Consider the following 17,129-nt stretch of genomic DNA (forward strand, 5'->3'; position numbering starts at 1 on the left):
CCGGGGCGGGAGCGGGCGTTCGGCCGCGCTCAGCCCGCCCGGTCGGTCTGTCCCTCAAGGGCCGCGCCGGTGTCCGCGACGTCCGTCCCGCCGGGTACGCGGTGCCGGCCGCGCAGGTGGACGAGGAGCACCGCGATGGCCGCCAGGACCGAGGCCGTGCCGCCCACGAGGAGGCCGGAGCGCGCCCCGAGGCTCTCGCTGAGGACGCCGACCAGAAGTGCGCCGAGTGGCGTGGTGCCCTGGAAGACCAGGGTGTAGAGGGCCATGACCCGGCCCCGGTAGGCGGGGTCGGTGCCCAGTTGAATGCGGTGGTTCGCGGCCTGCGCGAAGTAGATCGAGCCGAAGCCGGTCCCCAGCAGCAGTACGGCCGCCAGGGCGTAGGTCGGCGCGAGTCCGGCCAGTGTCTCCAGCGTGCCGAACCCGATGGCCGCTCCGATCACCAGGCCGAGCCGGGGCCGCCCGCGGCGCAGTGTGGTGGTGAACGCCGCGAGCAGGGATCCCGCGGCGAAGGCGGTGGTGAGCAGTCCGAACGCGGCGGCGTCCGTGTGGAAGACCGTTTTGGCCAGCAGTGGGAGGGTCAGCTGGAAGTTGAAGCCGAGCATGCCGACCGCGGCGACCAGGACCATCGGCAGCAGCAGATCGCGGCGCGCCATCATGTGCCGTACGCCGTCCAGGACGGCGGCGCGTGCGGGGCGCCGCTCCGGGCGGTGCAGCTCGTCGGGGCGCATCAGCCGCAGGGCGACGACGGTCGCCCCGTAGCTCACCGCGTTGAGGAGCATCACGGTCGCGGTGCCGAACCAGCTGATCATCAGCCCGGCGAGCGCCGGTCCCACCACCCGGGCACAGTTGAAGTACGCGGCGCTGAGGGCCGACGCGTTGGGCAGCAGGTCGGCACCGACGAGTTCGCTGACGAAGGACATACGGGTGGGCGTCTCCACCGCGTTGACGGTGCCGAGCCCGAGAGCGAAGAGGTAGACGTGCCACAGCCGGGCCTCGCCGGTCAGGACGAGCAGGCCGAGGAGCAGCGCCAGGACGGCTGAGGCGAGGTTCGCCGCCACCAGCAGCCGGCGTTTGTCGTACCGGTCGGCGAGGCCGCCCGCGTACAGGGTGAGCAACAGCAGGGGCGCGAACTGGAGGGCCGTCACCACGCCCAGGGCGGTACCCGAGTCACCGGTGAGGGAGAGGACGAGCCAGTCCTGGGCGACGACCATCATCCAGGTGCCGGCGACGGAGACGAGCTGTCCCGCCGCGAACAGCCGGAAATTGCGAATGGTCAGGGACTGGAACGCACCGGCGAGGAGGGAAGACATCTCGTCCTTCGGTTGGCGCACTGCGGGGGACTCTGCCGTAAAGCTTCTTCGGTCCGGCCCGGACCGGTCAATGCGTTTCATGTCAGATTACGGTCAATCCTGGTGACGGTTATGTCATTTCGTCCGAGCGGGCCGTGCGCGTCCGGCTCGTCCCACATTCACGTCAGAGATTGCGCAGGAAATCTTGTAACCTTTCGAGTTCCGTAACGAGTTGTATAGAAGACACTCTCGACACTTGTCCGCCCGCATTTCCCCGAATAGCGTTGCCGCCATTACCGGAAAATCAGGGGGAGTCACAGTGATCGAGGAGACCATCCGCAGAAACATGGGGACGGCGACGTGCGTCGGCGCCGGCTGCGTCCGGGGTGAGGCCGCCGGACGTCCCCGGCGGCCGGCCGTCGCCGGTTCCCGGTTGTGCCCGCCCTGCCACCGGCGCCTGCTGCTGGAGCTGATGCGGCTGCCGGGCCTGTACGAGGAGTGCGGACTGCGGCTGGGAGGAGATAGCGGCCCGTGCCGGGAGAAGACCTCCGGGGGGCCACTGCCGGGGATGCCCTTCAACTCCCGTGCGGCCGACGCGCGCACCTCGATTCTGGGGGTGCTCGCCTCCTGGGCCTCCATGGTGGTGGAAGAACGCGGCCTGGCCGGTCCGCGGCGGTCCGTCGCCCCCCTGGCCCAGTTCCTGGCCCGGCACGGCGACTGGCTCGCGGCGCACAACGCGGCTGGTGAGGTGTCCGGCGAGGTGGCGCGGCTGGTGCGCAAGGCGCGCGGTGTGATCGATCCCGTGCCGAGCCGTCACGTCGTCATCGGAGGCTGCGTGGAGCCGGGGTGTCCGGGCGCGCTCACCGCGGTCGTACGGCCGCAGCAGCCGCAGGTGCCCGCCGAGATCACGTGCGACGCGGATGGCTCCCACTCCTGGTTCGGGCACGAGTGGCTGCAGTTGAGCCGCCGCATCGGCGCCGCGAAGTCGTTGTCGGCGGAGTCGTCGGCGACGGGTTCGTTGGCGACGGCGTCGCCCGGTGCGGGCTCGGCTGAGGAGGGCCGCGCGACCGGGACACAGACACCGGAGCCCGGTCCGGCGGATGCCGGGCAGGAGGTGCGCTGGGTGACCGCGGCGGACATCGCCAGTCTCTGGGGAATTCCGGTGGGCAGTATCTACCGGCACGCGAGCACACGGAAGTGGCGCCGCCGTAACCGCTCCGGCCGGACGTTCTACCACGGGGTCGACGTGTACGAGACGCTCGACCGCGTGGTGACAGCGGCGAACGCCCGCTGAACGTCCCCGGGGCTTCTGCTTCACGGAAGAGGGACGCCCGGCGAACCGTTGTGGTCCGCCGGGCGCCCCTCTTTCGTGGCAGGCGGCTTCATTCCTTGATCTCGCAGATGGCGGCGCCGGAGGTGACGGAGGCGCCGACCTCGGCGCCCAGGCCCTTGATGGTGCCGGACTTGTGAGCGTTGAGGGGCTGTTCCATCTTCATGGCTTCCAGGACGACGATCAGGTCGCCTTCCTGGACTTCCTGGCCCTCTTCGACGGCGATCTTGACGATGGTGCCCTGCATCGGGGAGGCGAGGGTGTCGCCGGAGGCGGCGGGGCCGGACTTCTTCGCCGCGCGGCGCTTGGGCTTGGCGCCGGCCGCGAGACCGGTGCGGGCCAGGCTCATGCCCAGGCTGGAGGGGAGGGAGACCTCCAGGCGCTTGCCGCCGACCTCGACGACGACGGTCTCCCGGCCGATCTCGTCGTCCGCCTCCGTGTCCGCGGGGGCGGTGAAGGGCTTGATGTCGTTGACGAACTCCGTCTCGATCCACCGGGTGTGGACCGTGAAGGGGTCGGTCGAGCCGGTCAGTTCCGGGGCGAAGGCCGGGTCCTGGACGACCGTGCGGTGGAAGGGGATGGCGGTGGCCATGCCCTCGACGGTGAATTCTTCCAGGGCGCGGGAGGCGCGCTGGAGGGCTTCGGCGCGGGTGCGGCCGGTGACGATGAGCTTGGCCAGCAGCGAGTCCCAGGCCGGGCCGATCACGCTGCCGGACTCGACGCCGGCGTCCAGGCGGACGCCGGGGCCGGTGGGCGGGTCGAAGAGGGTGACGGTGCCGGGGGCGGGGAGGAAGCCCCGGCCGGGGTCCTCGCCGTTGATGCGGAACTCGAAGGAGTGGCCGCGCAGCTCCGGGTCGTCGTAGCCGAGTTCCTCGCCGTCGGCGATGCGGAACATCTCGCGGACCAGGTCGATGCCCGCGACTTCCTCGGTGACCGGGTGCTCGACCTGGAGGCGGGTGTTGACCTCCAGGAAGGAGATCGTGCCGTCGGTGCCGACCAGGAACTCGACGGTGCCGGCGCCGACGTAGCCGGCCTCCTTCAGGATGGCCTTGGAGGACGCGTACAGCTCGGCCAGCTGCTCCTGGGACAGGAACGGGGCGGGGGCTTCCTCGACCAGTTTCTGGTGGCGGCGCTGGAGGGAGCAGTCACGGGTGGAGACGACGACCACGTTGCCGTGGGTGTCGGCCAGGCACTGGGTCTCCACGTGGCGGGGCTTGTCGAGGTAGCGCTCGACGAAGCACTCGCCGCGGCCGAACGCGGCCACCGCCTCACGGACCGCCGAGTCGTAGAGCTCGGGGACCTCTTCCAGGGTCCGGGCGACCTTGAGGCCGCGGCCGCCGCCGCCGAAGGCGGCCTTGATCGCGATGGGCAGGCCGTGCTCCTTGGCGAAGGAGACGACCTCCTCCGCGCCCGAGACCGGGTCCGGGGTGCCCGCGACCAGCGGGGCGCCGGCGCGCTGGGCGATGTGGCGGGCGGCGACCTTGTCGCCCAGGTCGCGGATGGCGTGCGGGGGCGGGCCGATCCAGATCAGACCCGCGTCCAGGACCGCCTGGGCGAACTCCGCGTTCTCGGAAAGGAATCCGTAGCCGGGGTGGATGGCGTCCGCACCCGACTCGCGCGCGGCCTTGAGGACCTTGGCGATGTCCAGATAGCTGGTGCCGGGGGTGTCACCACCCAGGGCGAACGCCTCATCAGCGGCGCGGACATGCAGAGCGTCCCGGTCCGGGTCCGCGTAGACGGCCACGCTCGCGATCCCGGCGTCCCGGCAGGCCCGGGCCACACGGACAGCGATTTCGCCACGATTGGCGATGAGCACCTTGCGCACGACGGCTCACCTTCCTGAGCGTACGGACAACTCCCGCCAGACTCGCGGGCCTTCGCTTCAGGGATCAAGCCACTTCGCTACAAACCTTGGTGAGAAATACTTCCCCTCGTCCGCAGCACGTTCGTCCCCCACCGGGAAGCGGCCCGGCGGAGGACGAACGGCCGTAGTGACCCGGTCGGGTGCCTACGGGTGACCGAGGCGGAAACCCACGCCGCGTACCGTGATGATCCAGGTACTGGACCCCAGCTTTCCCCGCAGGCTGCTGACGTGGGTGTCGATGGTTCGGCCAGGACGCGACCAGCTGTCCTCCCAGACCTGTGTCATCAACTGCCTGCGGGAGACGACCTTTCCCGGCTGGGCGGCGAGCAGGTGCAGCAGGTCGAACTCCTTGCGGGTCATGCCCACGCTGCGCCCGTCCAGCCAGACCTCACGGACCCGCGCGTCGATGCGCAGCGGACCGTGCATGAGGACCTGCTCCACCGGCTGCTGGGGCCGCACCCTGCGCATCACCGCCTCGATCCGGGCCAGCAGTTCACGAAACCCGTAGGGCTTCGCCATGTAGTCGTCCGCACCCGCCTGGAGTCCGAGGACCCGGTCCAGTTCACTGTCGCGTGCGGTGACGGCGATGATCGGCGTCTCGCTCGTGGCCCGCAGGCTGCGGCACACTTCGAGACCGTCCAGGTCGGGCAGGTCGAGGTCGAGCAGGATGAGGTCCGAGCTCTGGTGCGTCCGCAGCGCTTCGGCGCCGGTGGGCACGCTCTCGGCCGTGTAGCCGTGCCGGCGCAGCCCCTGCACCAGGGAGTCGGCGGCCCGTGCCTCGTTCTCCACGACGAGCAGCCGCAGGGCACCCTGCCGTGGCGGCGCAGCCGCGTCGACGAGGGGCGACCCGGATATGGGCGGAGCCGTGTGGGGGGCTCCGTGGCGTCGTGTCATACGGGGTTCCAGGAGGTCTGTGCTCTGGCGGTTCATCTGTAACTCCCCACGTCCGCGCGATAGGCGCGTTACAAGTAGACCGTTCGCCGGGACATTACAAACCGCGAGCCCGGTTTGTCAATCTTCACGGGCCCACCAGGCGGCGACCCGGCAACGCGTCGACGGACCTGCCAAACAGCAATAAATCGCCCTACAGCTGCATCAATCCCCGAACACAACAAGCATCCCTGTCCGAAAATCGGTGATGCCGCCGTACATACAAAACCGCAAAGTTGGTTTTATACTGCGGGGGTGGCACTCGCTCCCCCGGTTCGCACCGTGCGCGTGCCGCTTCCCCTGCCGCCCCGCCACACCAGGCACACTCCGCAACGGAGCCAATCGGTGAAGAAACAGGAACGGGCCATCCGCACCCGTCACGCCCTGATCCGTTCCGCGGCCGAGCTGTTCGAGCAACGCGGATACGTGCAGGCACGCCTGGCGGAGATCAGCTCGGGAGCCGGTGTGAGTTCCGGGGCGCTCCACTTCCACTTCCCCAACAAGACCGCCGTGGCCGACGCCGTGGAGAGCGAGGCCGGCCGGATCCTTCGCCGGTCGGCGCGCAAGGCGTACGACGATCAGCCGAACGCGTTGCAGACACTGGTCGACGTCTCTCACGTCCTGGCACATCTGTTGCGTCAGGACGTGGTGGTGCGGGCCGGCTTCCGGCTCAACTGCGACAACACACTGCGCACCGGGCTCAGTCTCCGCCAGGAGTGGCAGAGCTGCGTGCAGCAGTTGCTGGCCCAGGCCGCCGACGAGGGCTCGCTCAAGCCCGGTCTGCCTCAGCGCGACCTGGTGATGGCCCTGGTCGCCGCGACCACCGGGTTCGAGATACTGAGCCGGGAGAATCACGAATGGCTGTCCCGCCGCTCACTCAGCCGTTACTGGCGGCTGCTGCTGCCCTCCGTCGCCGAGGCGCACGTGGCGGTCGACCCGGAGGGCACGGACTCCCTGATCGCCGCCCCCGCGCCGGTGCTCATACCGTTCCGGCGCTCCGATCCGGCCGGCTCCCGCTGAGCGCGACGCATGTCCGCCGCCTCACCGGTGGGCAGCCGGGGCAGGACCCAAGGGACGCAACCCGAACGCGGGAACTCCGCCGTCCCGGCGGGGCGGCGGAGTCGGCCGGCGGAGTACCGAGCGTCAGGCCGAGGCGGGGCCGAGCAGGACGGGAAGCGCGCCGTACCCATGGAGCATGAAGGTGGGTATGGGCCGGAGTTCGGCCGGCGCGCAGGCCAGTTCCATCTTCGGGTACCGCTCGAAGAGCTGGGCGAAGGCCACCCCCGCCTCGATCTCCGCGAGCGGGGCCCCCAGGCACCGGTGGGTACCGTGGCCGAAGCCGAGGTGGTCGCGCTTGTCCCGCAGCAGGTCGAAGCGGCCGGCGTCCGGCCCGTGCCGCTCCGCCTCGTGGCCGGCCCCGTGGAAGGCGACGATGATCGGGGCACCCCGCTTGATCAGCACACCGTCGAGGTCGATGTCCTCGACGGCGAACCTCATCGGGGCGAACGCCGGAGGCGTGTGCACCCGCAGGGTCTCGGTGACCACGTCGCTCCAGCCGGCGCGGCCGGCACGCACGTGTTCCAGCTGCTCGGGATGGCTCAGCAGCTCGGCGACCGCGTTGGTGATCAGCATCGCCGTGGTGTCCTGACCAGCGGCGATCATCATGAAGAGCGTGCCGAGGAGTTCTTCCTCGGAGAGCCGGTCCTCCTGGTCCCTCGCCTGGATCAGTGACGTGGTCAGGTCGTCACCCGGCTGCGTCCGCTTGTTCTTCACCAGCTCGGCGAGCAGGCCGTAGGCGCGCAGGCGCGCGGCCCCCATCTCCTCCCCGGTGACGGTGCTGCAGAACACCGTGTGGAGCGCGGCGCTGAGCTCGTCCGTGGCCTCGCCCCGGGGCACGCCGTACAGCTCGCAGATGACCCGCAACGGCAGCAGGTCGGCGTACGCGGTCTTCAGGTCGACCGGTGTCCCGGTCGGGGTCTGCCCCATCTCGTCGAGAAGCTCGCCGGCGATCCGCTCCACCTTCGGACGCTGGGACCCGGACCGGCGCGCCGTGAATGCCCCGGCTATCAACCGGCGCAGCCTGGTGTGGTCCTCCCCATAGGAGAAGAGCATGTTCTCGTTGGCCACCCATGGATACAGCGGCCACTGCTCCGTTATCTCCCCGGAGATGAAGGCGGGCCAGTGCCGTCGGGCGTCCCTGGACACCCGGCGGTCCGTCAGCAGCCGTTCCACGTACTCCTGCCCGACGACCGCCCAGGCGATCACCCCTCCGGGCAACTCCACCTGCACGGCGGGCCCCTGGGCCCGCAGCCGCGCCGCCTCCCCGACGAGGTCTTGCCCCGTCACGTCCAGCGCGTAAGGACAGGCTGTCATTCCCATTGGCACTCCCTGAGTTGGTCTTGCCCAACGCATTGACATTCGCCATGCGGAACGCCCCCCGCACCGGAGCGCCCGTCACCGCGCCCCGGGACATGCACCGGTCAGCCGACCGCCTCCGACTGCGCCTGCCGGCGCAGTTCCACCGCCTGCTCGTAGACACGGGCTCCGCGGTCCGCTCCCATGTCCAGTCGTACGAGCACGGCCGGGACCGCGACGCTCGACATCAGGTGCCGTTCGATGTCGGCGACCCGGTCCATGAGATCGGCGTAGCCGGTCATGATCTTCGACAGGATCTGGGCTCCGGTGAACGCCGCGACGAACATCCGCGCGGTGTCCTCGACGTCGACCTGGGGCAGCAGTTCCCCGTTCGCCTTGGCCCGGGCCAGAACCGCTGCGTTGTACTCGATCCAGCCGGCCATCGGCGTCTGCCGGTTCAACCCGTCCCGCGGGACGCCCTGCTCCACGGTGAGCCGGATGCTGCCGCGGACCATCGCGTCACCGGTGCTCAGCATGTGGGCGAGGAGGAAGGTCGAGTCCAGACCCTGCTGGAGGACGAGTTCCTGCGGGGCCGGCTCGGGCACGGCGCCGACCTGGTCGGACAGCACCGCCTGCGCCAGTTCCTCCTTGGAGGAGAAGTGGAAGTACAGCGCGCCCTTGGTCACGTCGGCCCGGTGCAGGATCTCCGAGATCGTCGCCGCCTCGTAGCCGACGTCGGCGAACACCGAGGCGGCCGCCACCAGGATGGAGTGGCGCGTCCTGATCGCGCGTTCCTGCAGTGCCACGCTCCACACCTCCGCGTCAGCCCGGTACCTGCTCGAGCAAAAGAAAACCGACAGGTTCGTATTCTGTCACTCGGCCGCGCCCAGGATCAAGTGCCGCACACTCGAGGGCCACCGAAATCGGCGCAAGAACGACATAAGGGCAATATCCCCGAGTGGCCAGCCCATTAACAAACCATGGCGCCGGTTTTTCAACAAAGAAGCCGGCACCACTCAACGGCTGGGCATATGCCCTGAACACCAAGCTGAAGCGCGTATTCCGTTAGTGCCGGGCGCGTCGGATCACACCCGCCAAAGGTCCCGAGAGAACGCCAATTTGCCAACTCTTGACTTGATAATAAAACCGGTAGGTCCGTATCTTCTGGCACTGCACGTCCAACCATCCGGATCTGCAACTCACGGGGGAGAGGGTCATGGCCCTTCTGACATCGAGGACCGAGCAACACCCCACCGCGCGGGACCGCGCGACCACTCATCCGGATCAGTCCCTCGCGGACGATCTGCGCGCGTTCGAAAGCCTGGCGTTCGGCGACTTCGGGACGACCGGCACCACACCCACCAGGGAACTCACCCGCCTGCTCTTCGACCGCGAGGGGGAGCGGGAGCGGATACACCGCCCCTGGCAGCGACTGATGGCCGACAGCGCGTTCAGACACCGCCCGGGCCTGTCACCCGCCGAGCAGGCCGCCCGGTCCTACGACTGGCTGCGCATGGTCAACGACGCTGTTCCGACACCCGAGGATCTCGCCGAGGACGCCGGCCGGCTGGCGAGTCTGCACGAGTGGGCGGCGATCGTGGACGGCGGCGGGGGCCTGTGCACGGTGGCGAGCATCCACTACAACCTGTTCCTCGGCAGCCTCCTGGACCACGAGGGCGACTCGCGTCGCGACCTTACCGAGTTCACGTCCATGCGGCGCATCGGTACCTTCCTGTGCACCGAAGTCGAGCACGGCAACGACAGTTTCGCGCTGGAGACCACCGCCGAACTCGATCCCGAGACGGGCGGTTTCATTCTGAACACGCCGCATCCCGGCGCCCAGAAGTTCATGCCCAACACCAGCACGACCGGTGGCCCCAAAACGGCGGTGGTCGCCGCCCGTCTCCTCGTCGGCGGACAGGACCAGGGCGTCTTCCTCTTCCTCACCCCACTCAGCGACGACGAAGGCCTGCTGCCCGGCGTACGGGTACGTCGGCTGCCCTTCCGTTCCGGCGCGCCCGTCGACCACTGCCTCACCGCCTTCGACCGGCTGCGGCTGCCCCGGGAGGCGTTGCTGGAGGCGGAGCACGGCCGGCTCGGCGGCGACGGCACGCTGAGCAGCACCCTCGGCAACCGCCGCAAACGATTCCTGCGCTCGATCGGGCGAGTCACGGTGGGGAAGCTGTGCATGAGCGGCGCGGCGGTCGGGGCCTCCCGGGCCGCCCTGGCCATCGCCGTCCGCTACGGCGAGCACCGCCACGTCAGCGGGCCCAGGGCGGGCGAGCGCATCGCCGTCAACGCGTACCGGACCCACCACAGCCGACTGCTCGGTGCGCTGTCCACGGCGTACGCCATGACCTTCCTGCACCGCTCGGTGCTCTCCCGGTGGGGCGGCCACACCGACGAGGAACGAGAGGACGTCGAACGCCTGGTGGCCGTCGCCAAGGGTTGGATCACCTGGCAGGCCCGCGGCATCACGGTCGAGTGCCGCGAACGGTGCGGCGCGCAGGGCCTGTTCGCCGTCAACGGTCTGTCCGGCTTCCCCGAGTACGTCGAGGGGACGGTGACCGCCGAGGGTGACAACCTCGTGATCTGGGCGAAGGCCGCCTCCGAACTGGTCTTCCACCACGAGGCCGAGAAGGATGGGTGGCCGGTCCCGGCCACCGGCGCAGAGGACCTCGTCGACCCCCACTTCCTGCGGCACCTCCTGGCCCGGTCCGAGGCCGTCTGGCAGGCCCGTGCGCGCCTGGCGCTGCGGCAGGGGCCCGCCAAGGACCCGGTCGCCCGCTGGAACGCCACCTCGTCGGCGGCCCTGGAGATGGTCTCCGCCCACGCCTCCCTGCGTGCGGCCGACGCCTTCCTCGACGCGGTCTTCCTGGCCCGCGAGCCGCAGGCCCGTGAACTGCTGGAACGACTCTGCCTGCTGTTCCTGCTGCACCAAGTGCGTGAGCGCACCGGGGACCTGCTGGCGCACGGACACATGAGCACCGAGCAGGTCCGTGCTCTGCCCACCGTCCTCGACACGGTGACCGGCGGCCTCGCCCCGTACATGACGGCCCTGGTCGACGCCTTCGACCTGCCCGCCGGGTACCTGGACGCGGTGCCCATCGCCAACAGCGGCTGCGTCCCGCTCGCCGACTACGCCGACATCGGCGAGTAGGCGGACGCACGGCCCGGGTGGACGACCTCGCCACCCGGGCTCGGCCGTCGCCTCGCCCGGACGCGTCGGCAGAACCCGGCCCGCACCCGACGGACGCTTGCCAGGTCAGACGGCTTGTATCCGAACCGTTGCCGTTCCGTCGGAACTCCCCCACAGCGAACGAATAGTGTGTGGTGCCGTTCCAGGGCAGTTCACCATAGGGGGAATCACCAGCATGCGATCCATACGGCCGTCGTTCACCACGCGCGGGCACAGGCGCGGGCGGCGCAGAAACTCCCCCGTGCCGGTCGCCGTTGCGCTCGTCTCGGCACTCGCGCTCACCGCCACCGCCTGCGAGTCCGGCGACCCCGAGGCGGGCGGCGACGCCTCGGCCTCCGCGTCCGCCGCGGACGGCGGCAACGGCGAGATCCGGATCCCGGACCACATCAAGGACAAGCTCAAAGAACACGGGATCGACGTCGACGAGTGGAAGAACGGCGCCTGGAAGAACTGGAGCAAGGACGACTGGCTGCGTGAGGCGCAGGACTACGTCAACCCGATCATCGAGGACCTGTGGGACCCGGACCGCATGCGGGACGCCCAGGAGCCGGACCAGGAGGTCGACGACAGCGACCTCTCCGGTGACCAGGGCGTCACCGACCCGGAGCCGCAGCCGGTGCAGGCACAGGCCATGCCGCCCAAGTACCACGACAGCGCGGCCACCGCGGGCAAGCTGCTCTTCGACTCCCCCCAGGGCTCGATGGTCTGCTCGGCCACGGTCGTGGAGGACCCGGCCAACCCGGGCAAGTCCAACCTGGTCTGGACGGCCGGCCACTGCGTGCACGCGGGCAAGAAGGGCGGCTGGTACCGCAACATCGCCTTCGTGCCCTCGTACAACGACGCCGGCAAGTCGACCGCGGAACTGCAGAACGCCACCAAGGAGGAGGTCGCTCCGTACGGCGTCTGGTGGGGCGACTGGGCGCAGACCTCGGACCAGTGGATCGAGCAGGGCGGCGCGACGGGCGGTGACGGCGCCTCGTACGACTACGCCGTCATCCATGTGACGCCGGAGAAGGGCAGCGACGGCAAGTCCCTGGAGGAGACGGTCGGTGACGCGCTCCCGGTGGACTTCGACGCGCCCGCGGTGCCCCAGGTGAAGAGCCTCAAGGCGATCGGCTACCCCGCCGCGGCGCCGTACGACGGCCAGAAGCTGTACCAGTGCGAGGACAAGCCGGGCCGGCTGTCGATCGGCGCCTCCGACCCGACGATGTACCGCATCGGCTGCACCATGACCGGCGGTTCGTCCGGTGGCGGCTGGGTCGCGGCCGGTTCCGACGGCAAGCCGGCATTGGTGTCCAACACCTCGATCGGCCCGGTGACGGCCGGCTGGCTGGCCGGTCCGCGGCTGGGCGAGGAGGCCAAGGGTGTGTTCGACGCGGTGAGCGGCAAGTTCGCCGGCCAGTGACCGCGAGGGCGGTGGGGTGCGTCGGGCCCACCCGGCACCCCACCGCGCCTCGGTGACATGCGTATGTTCCACATCCATACGTTTCAGCAGCTGTACGTTTCAGCAGCTGTACGTTTCAGCACTCATACGTTTCAACGGGGGTCGACCCACCATGCGTTCCGCACCAACGCCCGCCGCTCCACGGCACCGAAGGCGCACCATGCTCGCCGCCACCGGTCTCGTCGCCGCCCTGGCGCTCACCGCGACCGCCTGTGGCGGCTCGGAGAAGGACGAGGCCGACGCCAAGCCCAGCGGCGGCACTTCGCAGGCCGCCGACGCCGGCGGTGACGGCAAGGTCGAGGTCCCGGCCGGCCTCGCGGACCGGCTCAAGGAGCACGGCATCGACGTCGACCAGTGGAAGGACGGCGGCTGGAAGGACTGGGACAAGGACAAGTGGCTCACTGAGGCCAAGGACTTCGTCAACCCGGTGATCGAGGGCCTGTGGAAGCCGGACCGGATGCAGTCCGCGACCGAGGCCGACAAGACCGTCACGACCAAGGACACCGCCGCCGACCAGGGCGCCACCGATCCGGAGCCGGCACCCGTCGAGGCCGTGGCCGAGAAGACGCCGTACCACGACAACGCGGCCCCGGTCGGCAAGGTCTTCTTCGACTCCCCCGAGGGGTCGATGGTCTGCTCCGGCACCGTCATCAAGGACGCGAACAACCCGGGCAAGTCCAACCTGGTGTGGACGGCCGGCCACTGCGTGCACGCCGGCGGCAGCGGCGGCTGGTACCGCAACATCGCCTTCGTGCCCTCGTACAACGACCTCGGCAAGTCCGAGGCGGAGCTGGCGGGCGCGACGACCACCGAGATGACCCCGTACGGCACCTGGTGGGCCGACTGGGCCTCGACCTCCAACCAGTGGATCCAGGGTGGCGCGGAGGACGGCGGCGACGGCGCCGCGTACGACTACTCCGTGCTGCACGTGAAGCCGGAGCAGGGCAGCAAGTCCCTGGAGGAGACGGTCGGCGCCGCGCTGGAGGTGGACTTCTCCACCCCCTCCGCGACGGAGGTCGCCAGCATGGGCGCCTGGGGCTACCCGGCCGCCGCGCCGTACAACGGCCTGAAGATGTTCAAGTGCGTGGACCGGCCCGGCCGGCTGTCGCTGAGCCCGTCGCTGCCGACGATGTACCGCATCGGTTGCACCATGACCGGCGGTTCGTCCGGCGGCGGCTGGTTCCGGGTGGTGGACGGCGAGACCAAGCTGGTCTCGAACACCTCGATCGGCCCGCTGGAGAACACCTGGCTGGCGGGTCCGCAGCTGGGCCGGGAGGCCGAGGCGATGTACCAGAACATGAGCAAGACGTACGGCGGTCGCTGACACGCACACGCACGCGCACGCGTTGAGGGCCCGCCCCCTGTCGGCAGGGGGCGGGCCCTCGTCGTCGCTGTGCGCCTGAGCGTCAGGCGAGCGGGGCCGGAACGTACGGCGTGAGTTCCGCCGCCAGTTCCTCGTGCACCCGCACCTTGAGCAGGGTGCCCTCCGGGGTGTGCTCCTCGGAGATCACCTCGCCCTCGTCATGGGCACGGGCGACCAGCTTGCCGCGGGTGTACGGCACGAGCGCCTCGATCTCCACCGAAGGGCGCGGCAGCTCGTTGTCGATCAGTGCGAGCAGCTCGTCGATGTTCCGGCCGGTGCGCGCCGAGACGGCGATGGACCGCTTCTCGACCCGCAGCAGCCGCTGGAGCACCAACGGGTCGGCCATGTCGGCCTTGTTGATCACCACGATCTCGGGTACGTCGGTGGCGCCGACGTCCCTGATCACCTCGCGCACGGCGGCCAGCTGCTCCTCCGGAGCCGGGTGCGAACCGTCCACCACGTGCAGGATCAGGTCGGATTCGCCGACCTCCTCCATCGTGGAGCGGAACGCCTCGACCAGGTGGTGCGGCAGGTGCCGGACGAATCCGACGGTGTCCGCCAGGGTGTAGAGCCGTCCGCTCGGCGTCTCCGCGCGGCGCACGGTCGGGTCGAGGGTGGCGAACAGCGCGTTCTCCACCAGCACGCCCGCGCCCGTGAGGCGGTTGAGCAGCGAGGACTTGCCCGCGTTGGTGTAGCCCGCGATGGCGACGGACGGCACCTTGTGGCGCTTGCGCTCCTGGCGCTTGATCTCGCGGCCTGTCTTCATCTCCGCGATCTCACGGCGCATCTTCGCCATCTTCTCGCGGATCCGGCGCCGGTCCGTCTCGATCTTGGTCTCACCGGGGCCACGGGTGGCGAGGCCGCCGCCCTTGCCGCCGCCCATCTGCCGGGACAGCGACTGACCCCAGCCGCGCAGCCGCGGCAGCATGTACTGCATCTGCGCGAGCGCGACCTGCGCCTTGCCCTCTCGGGACTTGGCGTGCTGGGCGAAGATGTCCAGGATCAGGGCCGTACGGTCGATGACCTTGACCTTGACGACGTCCTCGAGGTGGATCAGCTGTCCCGGGCTCAGCTCACCGTCGCAGATGACGGTGTCCGCGCCCGTGTCGAGGACGACGTCCCGCAGCTCCTGGGCCTTGCCGGAGCCGATGTAGGTGGCGGCGTCGGGCTTGTCGCGGCGCTGGATGACGCCGTCGAGCACGAGCGCGCCCGCGGTCTCCGCGAGGGCGGCCAGCTCGGCGAGGGAGTTCTCCGCGTCGTGCACGGTGCCCGAGGTCCAGACGCCGACGAGGACGACCCGCTCCAGACGGAGCTGGCGGTACTCGACCTCGGTGACGTCCTCGAGCTCGGTGGACAGGCCCGCCACGCGGCGCAGTGCCGCGCGGTCGGAGCGGTCGAACTGCTCGCCGTCCCACTTCGGGTCGGTGTCGTGGCTCCAGGCGACGTCCTCTTCCATCAGGGCATCGGCCCGGAGGCCCTCGGGATAGGTCTGCTCGAGACGCTTGGTGTCCTGGGAGGGGGAAGAAGAGGAGGTCATTGGATCCTTACGCAGCTGGGAATGGAATCGCGCGCGGCACTGACACCGCGACACTCTGCACAACGCACGAGCCGCCGGGGAGATTCCCGCGGCCCCTGCCGTGCCGTCCCGAAGATGGTCGCACGGCACGGGCCGTCTCGTCACCGGCTTATTCCCCGTGCGTCTTCCCGGTGGCGGCCGCCGGCGCCTGGTCGGTCGCCGTCGGCTTCCAGTCGGGGTGGCCGGGCATGGGCGGGGTCTTCTCGCCGTACAGCCAGCCCTGGAAGAAGTCGCCCAGGTCGCGGCCGGAGATCTCGGAGGCGAGCCGGACGAAGTCGGCGGTCGTCGCGGTGCCGTCCTGGTGGCGGGTGACCCAGACTCGTTCGAGACCCTCGAAGGCGGGGCGGCCGATCTCCTGGCGCAGGGCGTAGAGCACGAGGGCGGCACCGTCGTACACGTTGGAGCGGAAGATCCCGGTCTTGCTGCCGTTCTTCGGCGGCTTCGGCGCGGCCGGCGGTCCGCCCGCCGTGCGCCAGCGGTCGGAGGCGCCGTAGGCGGCCTTCATGCGCGCCGCCATGGGCTTGTCCGCGGTCTCCTCCGCGTACAGCGCCTCGTACCAGGTGGCGTGTCCCTCGTTGAGCCACAGGTCGGACCAGGTGCCCGGGCTGACGCTGTTGCCGAACCACTGGTGGGCCAGTTCGTGCACCATGATCGACTCGACGTACCACGCGGGGTAGGCGGGCTCGGTGAACAGCTCTCGCTCGAAGAGGGAGAGCGTCTGGGTCTCCAGTTCGAAGCCGGTGGTGGCGTCGGCCATGAGCAGGCCGTACGTCTCGAAGGGGTAGCGCCCGACCTTGTTCTCCATCCAGGCGATCTGGTCGGGGGTCTTCTCCAGCCACGGTTCGAGCGCCGCGCGGTGCTTCGTCGGCACCACGTCCCGGACGGGGAGTCCGTGCGGGCCGGTGCGGTGCAGGACCGTGGAGCGGCCGATGGACACCTGGGCCAGCTCCGTGGCCATGGGGTGCTGGGTGCGGTACGTCCAGGTGGTCGCTCCGCCGGCCCGGGCCACGTCCGTCGGCAGGCCGTTGGCGACGGCCGTGAGCCCGTCGGGGGCGGTCACGCTGATGGTGAAGCGCGCCTTGTCGGAGGGGTGGTCGTTGCAGGGGAACACCAGGTGTGCGACATCGGCCTGGTTGGCCATGGCGAGGCCGTCGGCGGTGCGCACCCAGCCGCCCTGGCGGTCCTCGGCGTACACGGGGTCGCTGCTGTGCCGCACGGTGATCCGCGTCCGGTCGCCCTCGTCGAGCGAGTCCTCCGGCGTGACCACGAGGTCCTCGCCGGCTGTGGCGAAGCCGGCGGGCTCGCCGTCGACCTCGATGGAGTCGACCTTGCCGTGGGCGAAGTCGAGGTTGACCCGGTCCAGGTCGGCCGTCGTCCGGGCGTCGATGGTGGTGACGGCCTTCAGCGGCTCGCTGTTGTCGCCGGAGTAGGTGAAGGACAGGTCGTAGGCCGTCACGTCGTAGCCGGGGTTGCCCAGGTGCGGGAAGAGGCGGTCGCCGACGCCCAGGGGGGCCGGCGGGGCGCTCGCGGCGACCAGGCAGACGGAGACGGCCGAGGCGAGCAGCGCCGCGGCCCGGAACCGGCGGCGGGACCACGCGCGGGGCCGCGGAGTCGGGGTGTGAGGGGTGTGCAGCATCCCCCACGGCTATCAGCGCGTGCGGACGCTGCGGCGACGGCGCGCGCCCGGAGCACCCGAACGGGTACGTCCCGGCGGCCGACGCCCCGCCCGGGCACGGCCGACCCGGACACGACCGGCCCGCGTACGGCCCGCACGGACAC

12 protein-coding genes are annotated in these 17,129 nt (G+C 70.2%); 5 read left to right on the top strand and 7 right to left on the bottom strand.

Annotated features, from left to right (window positions below; all coding sequences use genetic code 11):
* Window positions 1-29: 29 nt before the first annotated feature.
* Entirely contained in the window at window positions 30-1,310 is a 1,281-nt protein-coding gene (locus RI578_RS10555; protein WP_310870854.1) for an MFS transporter, read from the bottom strand.
* 298 nt (window positions 1,311-1,608) lie between these two features.
* Here RI578_RS10555 and RI578_RS10560 point away from each other — a divergent pair, with 298 nt between their 5' ends.
* Complete coding sequence (locus tag RI578_RS10560) at window positions 1,609-2,583, top strand: hypothetical protein (protein WP_310870855.1); 975 nt, start codon at window positions 1,609-1,611, stop codon at window positions 2,581-2,583.
* A gap of 88 nt (window positions 2,584-2,671) precedes the next feature.
* On the opposite strand, the gene RI578_RS10565 is transcribed toward RI578_RS10560, so the two are convergent.
* Both RI578_RS10565 and RI578_RS10570 read right to left on the bottom strand, forming a co-directional pair.
* Window positions 2,672-4,444: a biotin carboxylase N-terminal domain-containing protein gene (locus RI578_RS10565; protein ID WP_310870856.1), complete on the bottom strand. Its 1,773-nt coding sequence runs from the start codon at window positions 4,442-4,444 to the stop codon at window positions 2,672-2,674.
* A 183-nt stretch (window positions 4,445-4,627) separates the two neighbouring features.
* The gene (locus RI578_RS10570) at window positions 4,628-5,377 is read right to left on the bottom strand and encodes a response regulator transcription factor (RefSeq protein WP_383556450.1); all 750 of its coding nucleotides are present in this window, start codon (window positions 5,375-5,377) and stop codon (window positions 4,628-4,630) included.
* Window positions 5,378-5,758: 381 nt separating this feature from the next.
* On the opposite strand from RI578_RS10570, the gene RI578_RS10575 reads away from it, so the two are divergent.
* A complete protein-coding gene (locus RI578_RS10575) occupies window positions 5,759-6,433 on the top strand; it encodes a ScbR family autoregulator-binding transcription factor (RefSeq protein ID WP_310870858.1) in 675 nt (224 codons plus the stop codon).
* Between the two features lie 123 nt (window positions 6,434-6,556).
* Here the strand turns inward: RI578_RS10575 and RI578_RS10580 are convergent, their stop codons facing one another.
* Window positions 6,557-7,786 (bottom strand): cytochrome P450, encoded by a 1,230-nt coding sequence (locus tag RI578_RS10580; protein ID WP_310870859.1) that lies wholly within the window; start codon window positions 7,784-7,786, stop codon window positions 6,557-6,559.
* A gap of 107 nt (window positions 7,787-7,893) precedes the next feature.
* Window positions 7,894-8,574, bottom strand: coding sequence for a ScbR family autoregulator-binding transcription factor (locus RI578_RS10585; protein ID WP_310870860.1), 681 nt, complete (start codon window positions 8,572-8,574; stop codon window positions 7,894-7,896).
* A gap of 410 nt (window positions 8,575-8,984) precedes the next feature.
* Between RI578_RS10585 and RI578_RS10590 the strand changes: the two genes are divergently transcribed.
* The 3 genes from RI578_RS10590 (at window position 8,985) to RI578_RS10600 (ending at window position 13,735) form a co-directional block, all read left to right on the top strand.
* A complete protein-coding gene (locus RI578_RS10590) occupies window positions 8,985-10,928 on the top strand; it encodes an acyl-CoA dehydrogenase (protein ID WP_310870861.1) in 1,944 nt (647 codons plus the stop codon).
* 214 nt (window positions 10,929-11,142) lie between these two features.
* Complete coding sequence (locus RI578_RS10595; protein ID WP_310870862.1) at window positions 11,143-12,372, top strand: hypothetical protein; 1,230 nt, start codon at window positions 11,143-11,145, stop codon at window positions 12,370-12,372.
* Between the two features lie 151 nt (window positions 12,373-12,523).
* On the top strand, window positions 12,524-13,735 hold the full coding sequence (locus RI578_RS10600) for a hypothetical protein (RefSeq protein WP_310870863.1): 1,212 nt from the start codon (window positions 12,524-12,526) through the stop codon (window positions 13,733-13,735).
* An 82-nt stretch (window positions 13,736-13,817) separates the two neighbouring features.
* Here RI578_RS10600 and hflX read toward each other — a convergent pair whose 3' ends face one another.
* Together hflX and RI578_RS10610 are read right to left on the bottom strand one after the other, a co-directional pair.
* Window positions 13,818-15,311 (bottom strand): GTPase HflX, encoded by a 1,494-nt coding sequence (hflX, locus tag RI578_RS10605; RefSeq protein ID WP_310870864.1) that lies wholly within the window; start codon window positions 15,309-15,311, stop codon window positions 13,818-13,820.
* 148 nt (window positions 15,312-15,459) lie between these two features.
* A complete protein-coding gene (locus RI578_RS10610; protein WP_310870865.1) occupies window positions 15,460-16,986 on the bottom strand; it encodes a M1 family metallopeptidase in 1,527 nt (508 codons plus the stop codon).
* Window positions 16,987-17,129: the final 143 nt, after the last annotated feature.

Origin of the sequence: Streptomyces sp. BB1-1-1 (genome assembly GCF_031597775.1) — a bacterium.
GTDB lineage: Bacteria > Actinomycetota > Actinomycetes > Streptomycetales > Streptomycetaceae > Streptomyces > Streptomyces thinghirensis.

What these genes read in the sequence shown, in the direction of transcription:
- RI578_RS10555 (WP_310870854.1), bottom strand. Translation starts at nt 1,310, where the DNA reads ATGTCTTCCCTCCTCGCCGGTGCGTTCCAGTCCCTGACCATTCGCAAT.
- RI578_RS10570 (WP_383556450.1), bottom strand. Translation starts at nt 5,377, where the DNA reads ATGACACGACGCCACGGAGCCCCCCACACGGCTCCGCCCATATCCGGG.
- RI578_RS10580 (WP_310870859.1), bottom strand. Translation starts at nt 7,786, where the DNA reads ATGACAGCCTGTCCTTACGCGCTGGACGTGACGGGGCAAGACCTCGTC.
- RI578_RS10590 (WP_310870861.1), top strand. Translation starts at nt 8,985, where the DNA reads ATGGCCCTTCTGACATCGAGGACCGAGCAACACCCCACCGCGCGGGAC.
- RI578_RS10595 (WP_310870862.1), top strand. Translation starts at nt 11,143, where the DNA reads ATGCGATCCATACGGCCGTCGTTCACCACGCGCGGGCACAGGCGCGGG.
- RI578_RS10600 (WP_310870863.1), top strand. Translation starts at nt 12,524, where the DNA reads ATGCGTTCCGCACCAACGCCCGCCGCTCCACGGCACCGAAGGCGCACC.
- hflX (WP_310870864.1), bottom strand. Translation starts at nt 15,311, where the DNA reads ATGACCTCCTCTTCTTCCCCCTCCCAGGACACCAAGCGTCTCGAGCAG.
- RI578_RS10610 (WP_310870865.1), bottom strand. Translation starts at nt 16,986, where the DNA reads ATGCTGCACACCCCTCACACCCCGACTCCGCGGCCCCGCGCGTGGTCC.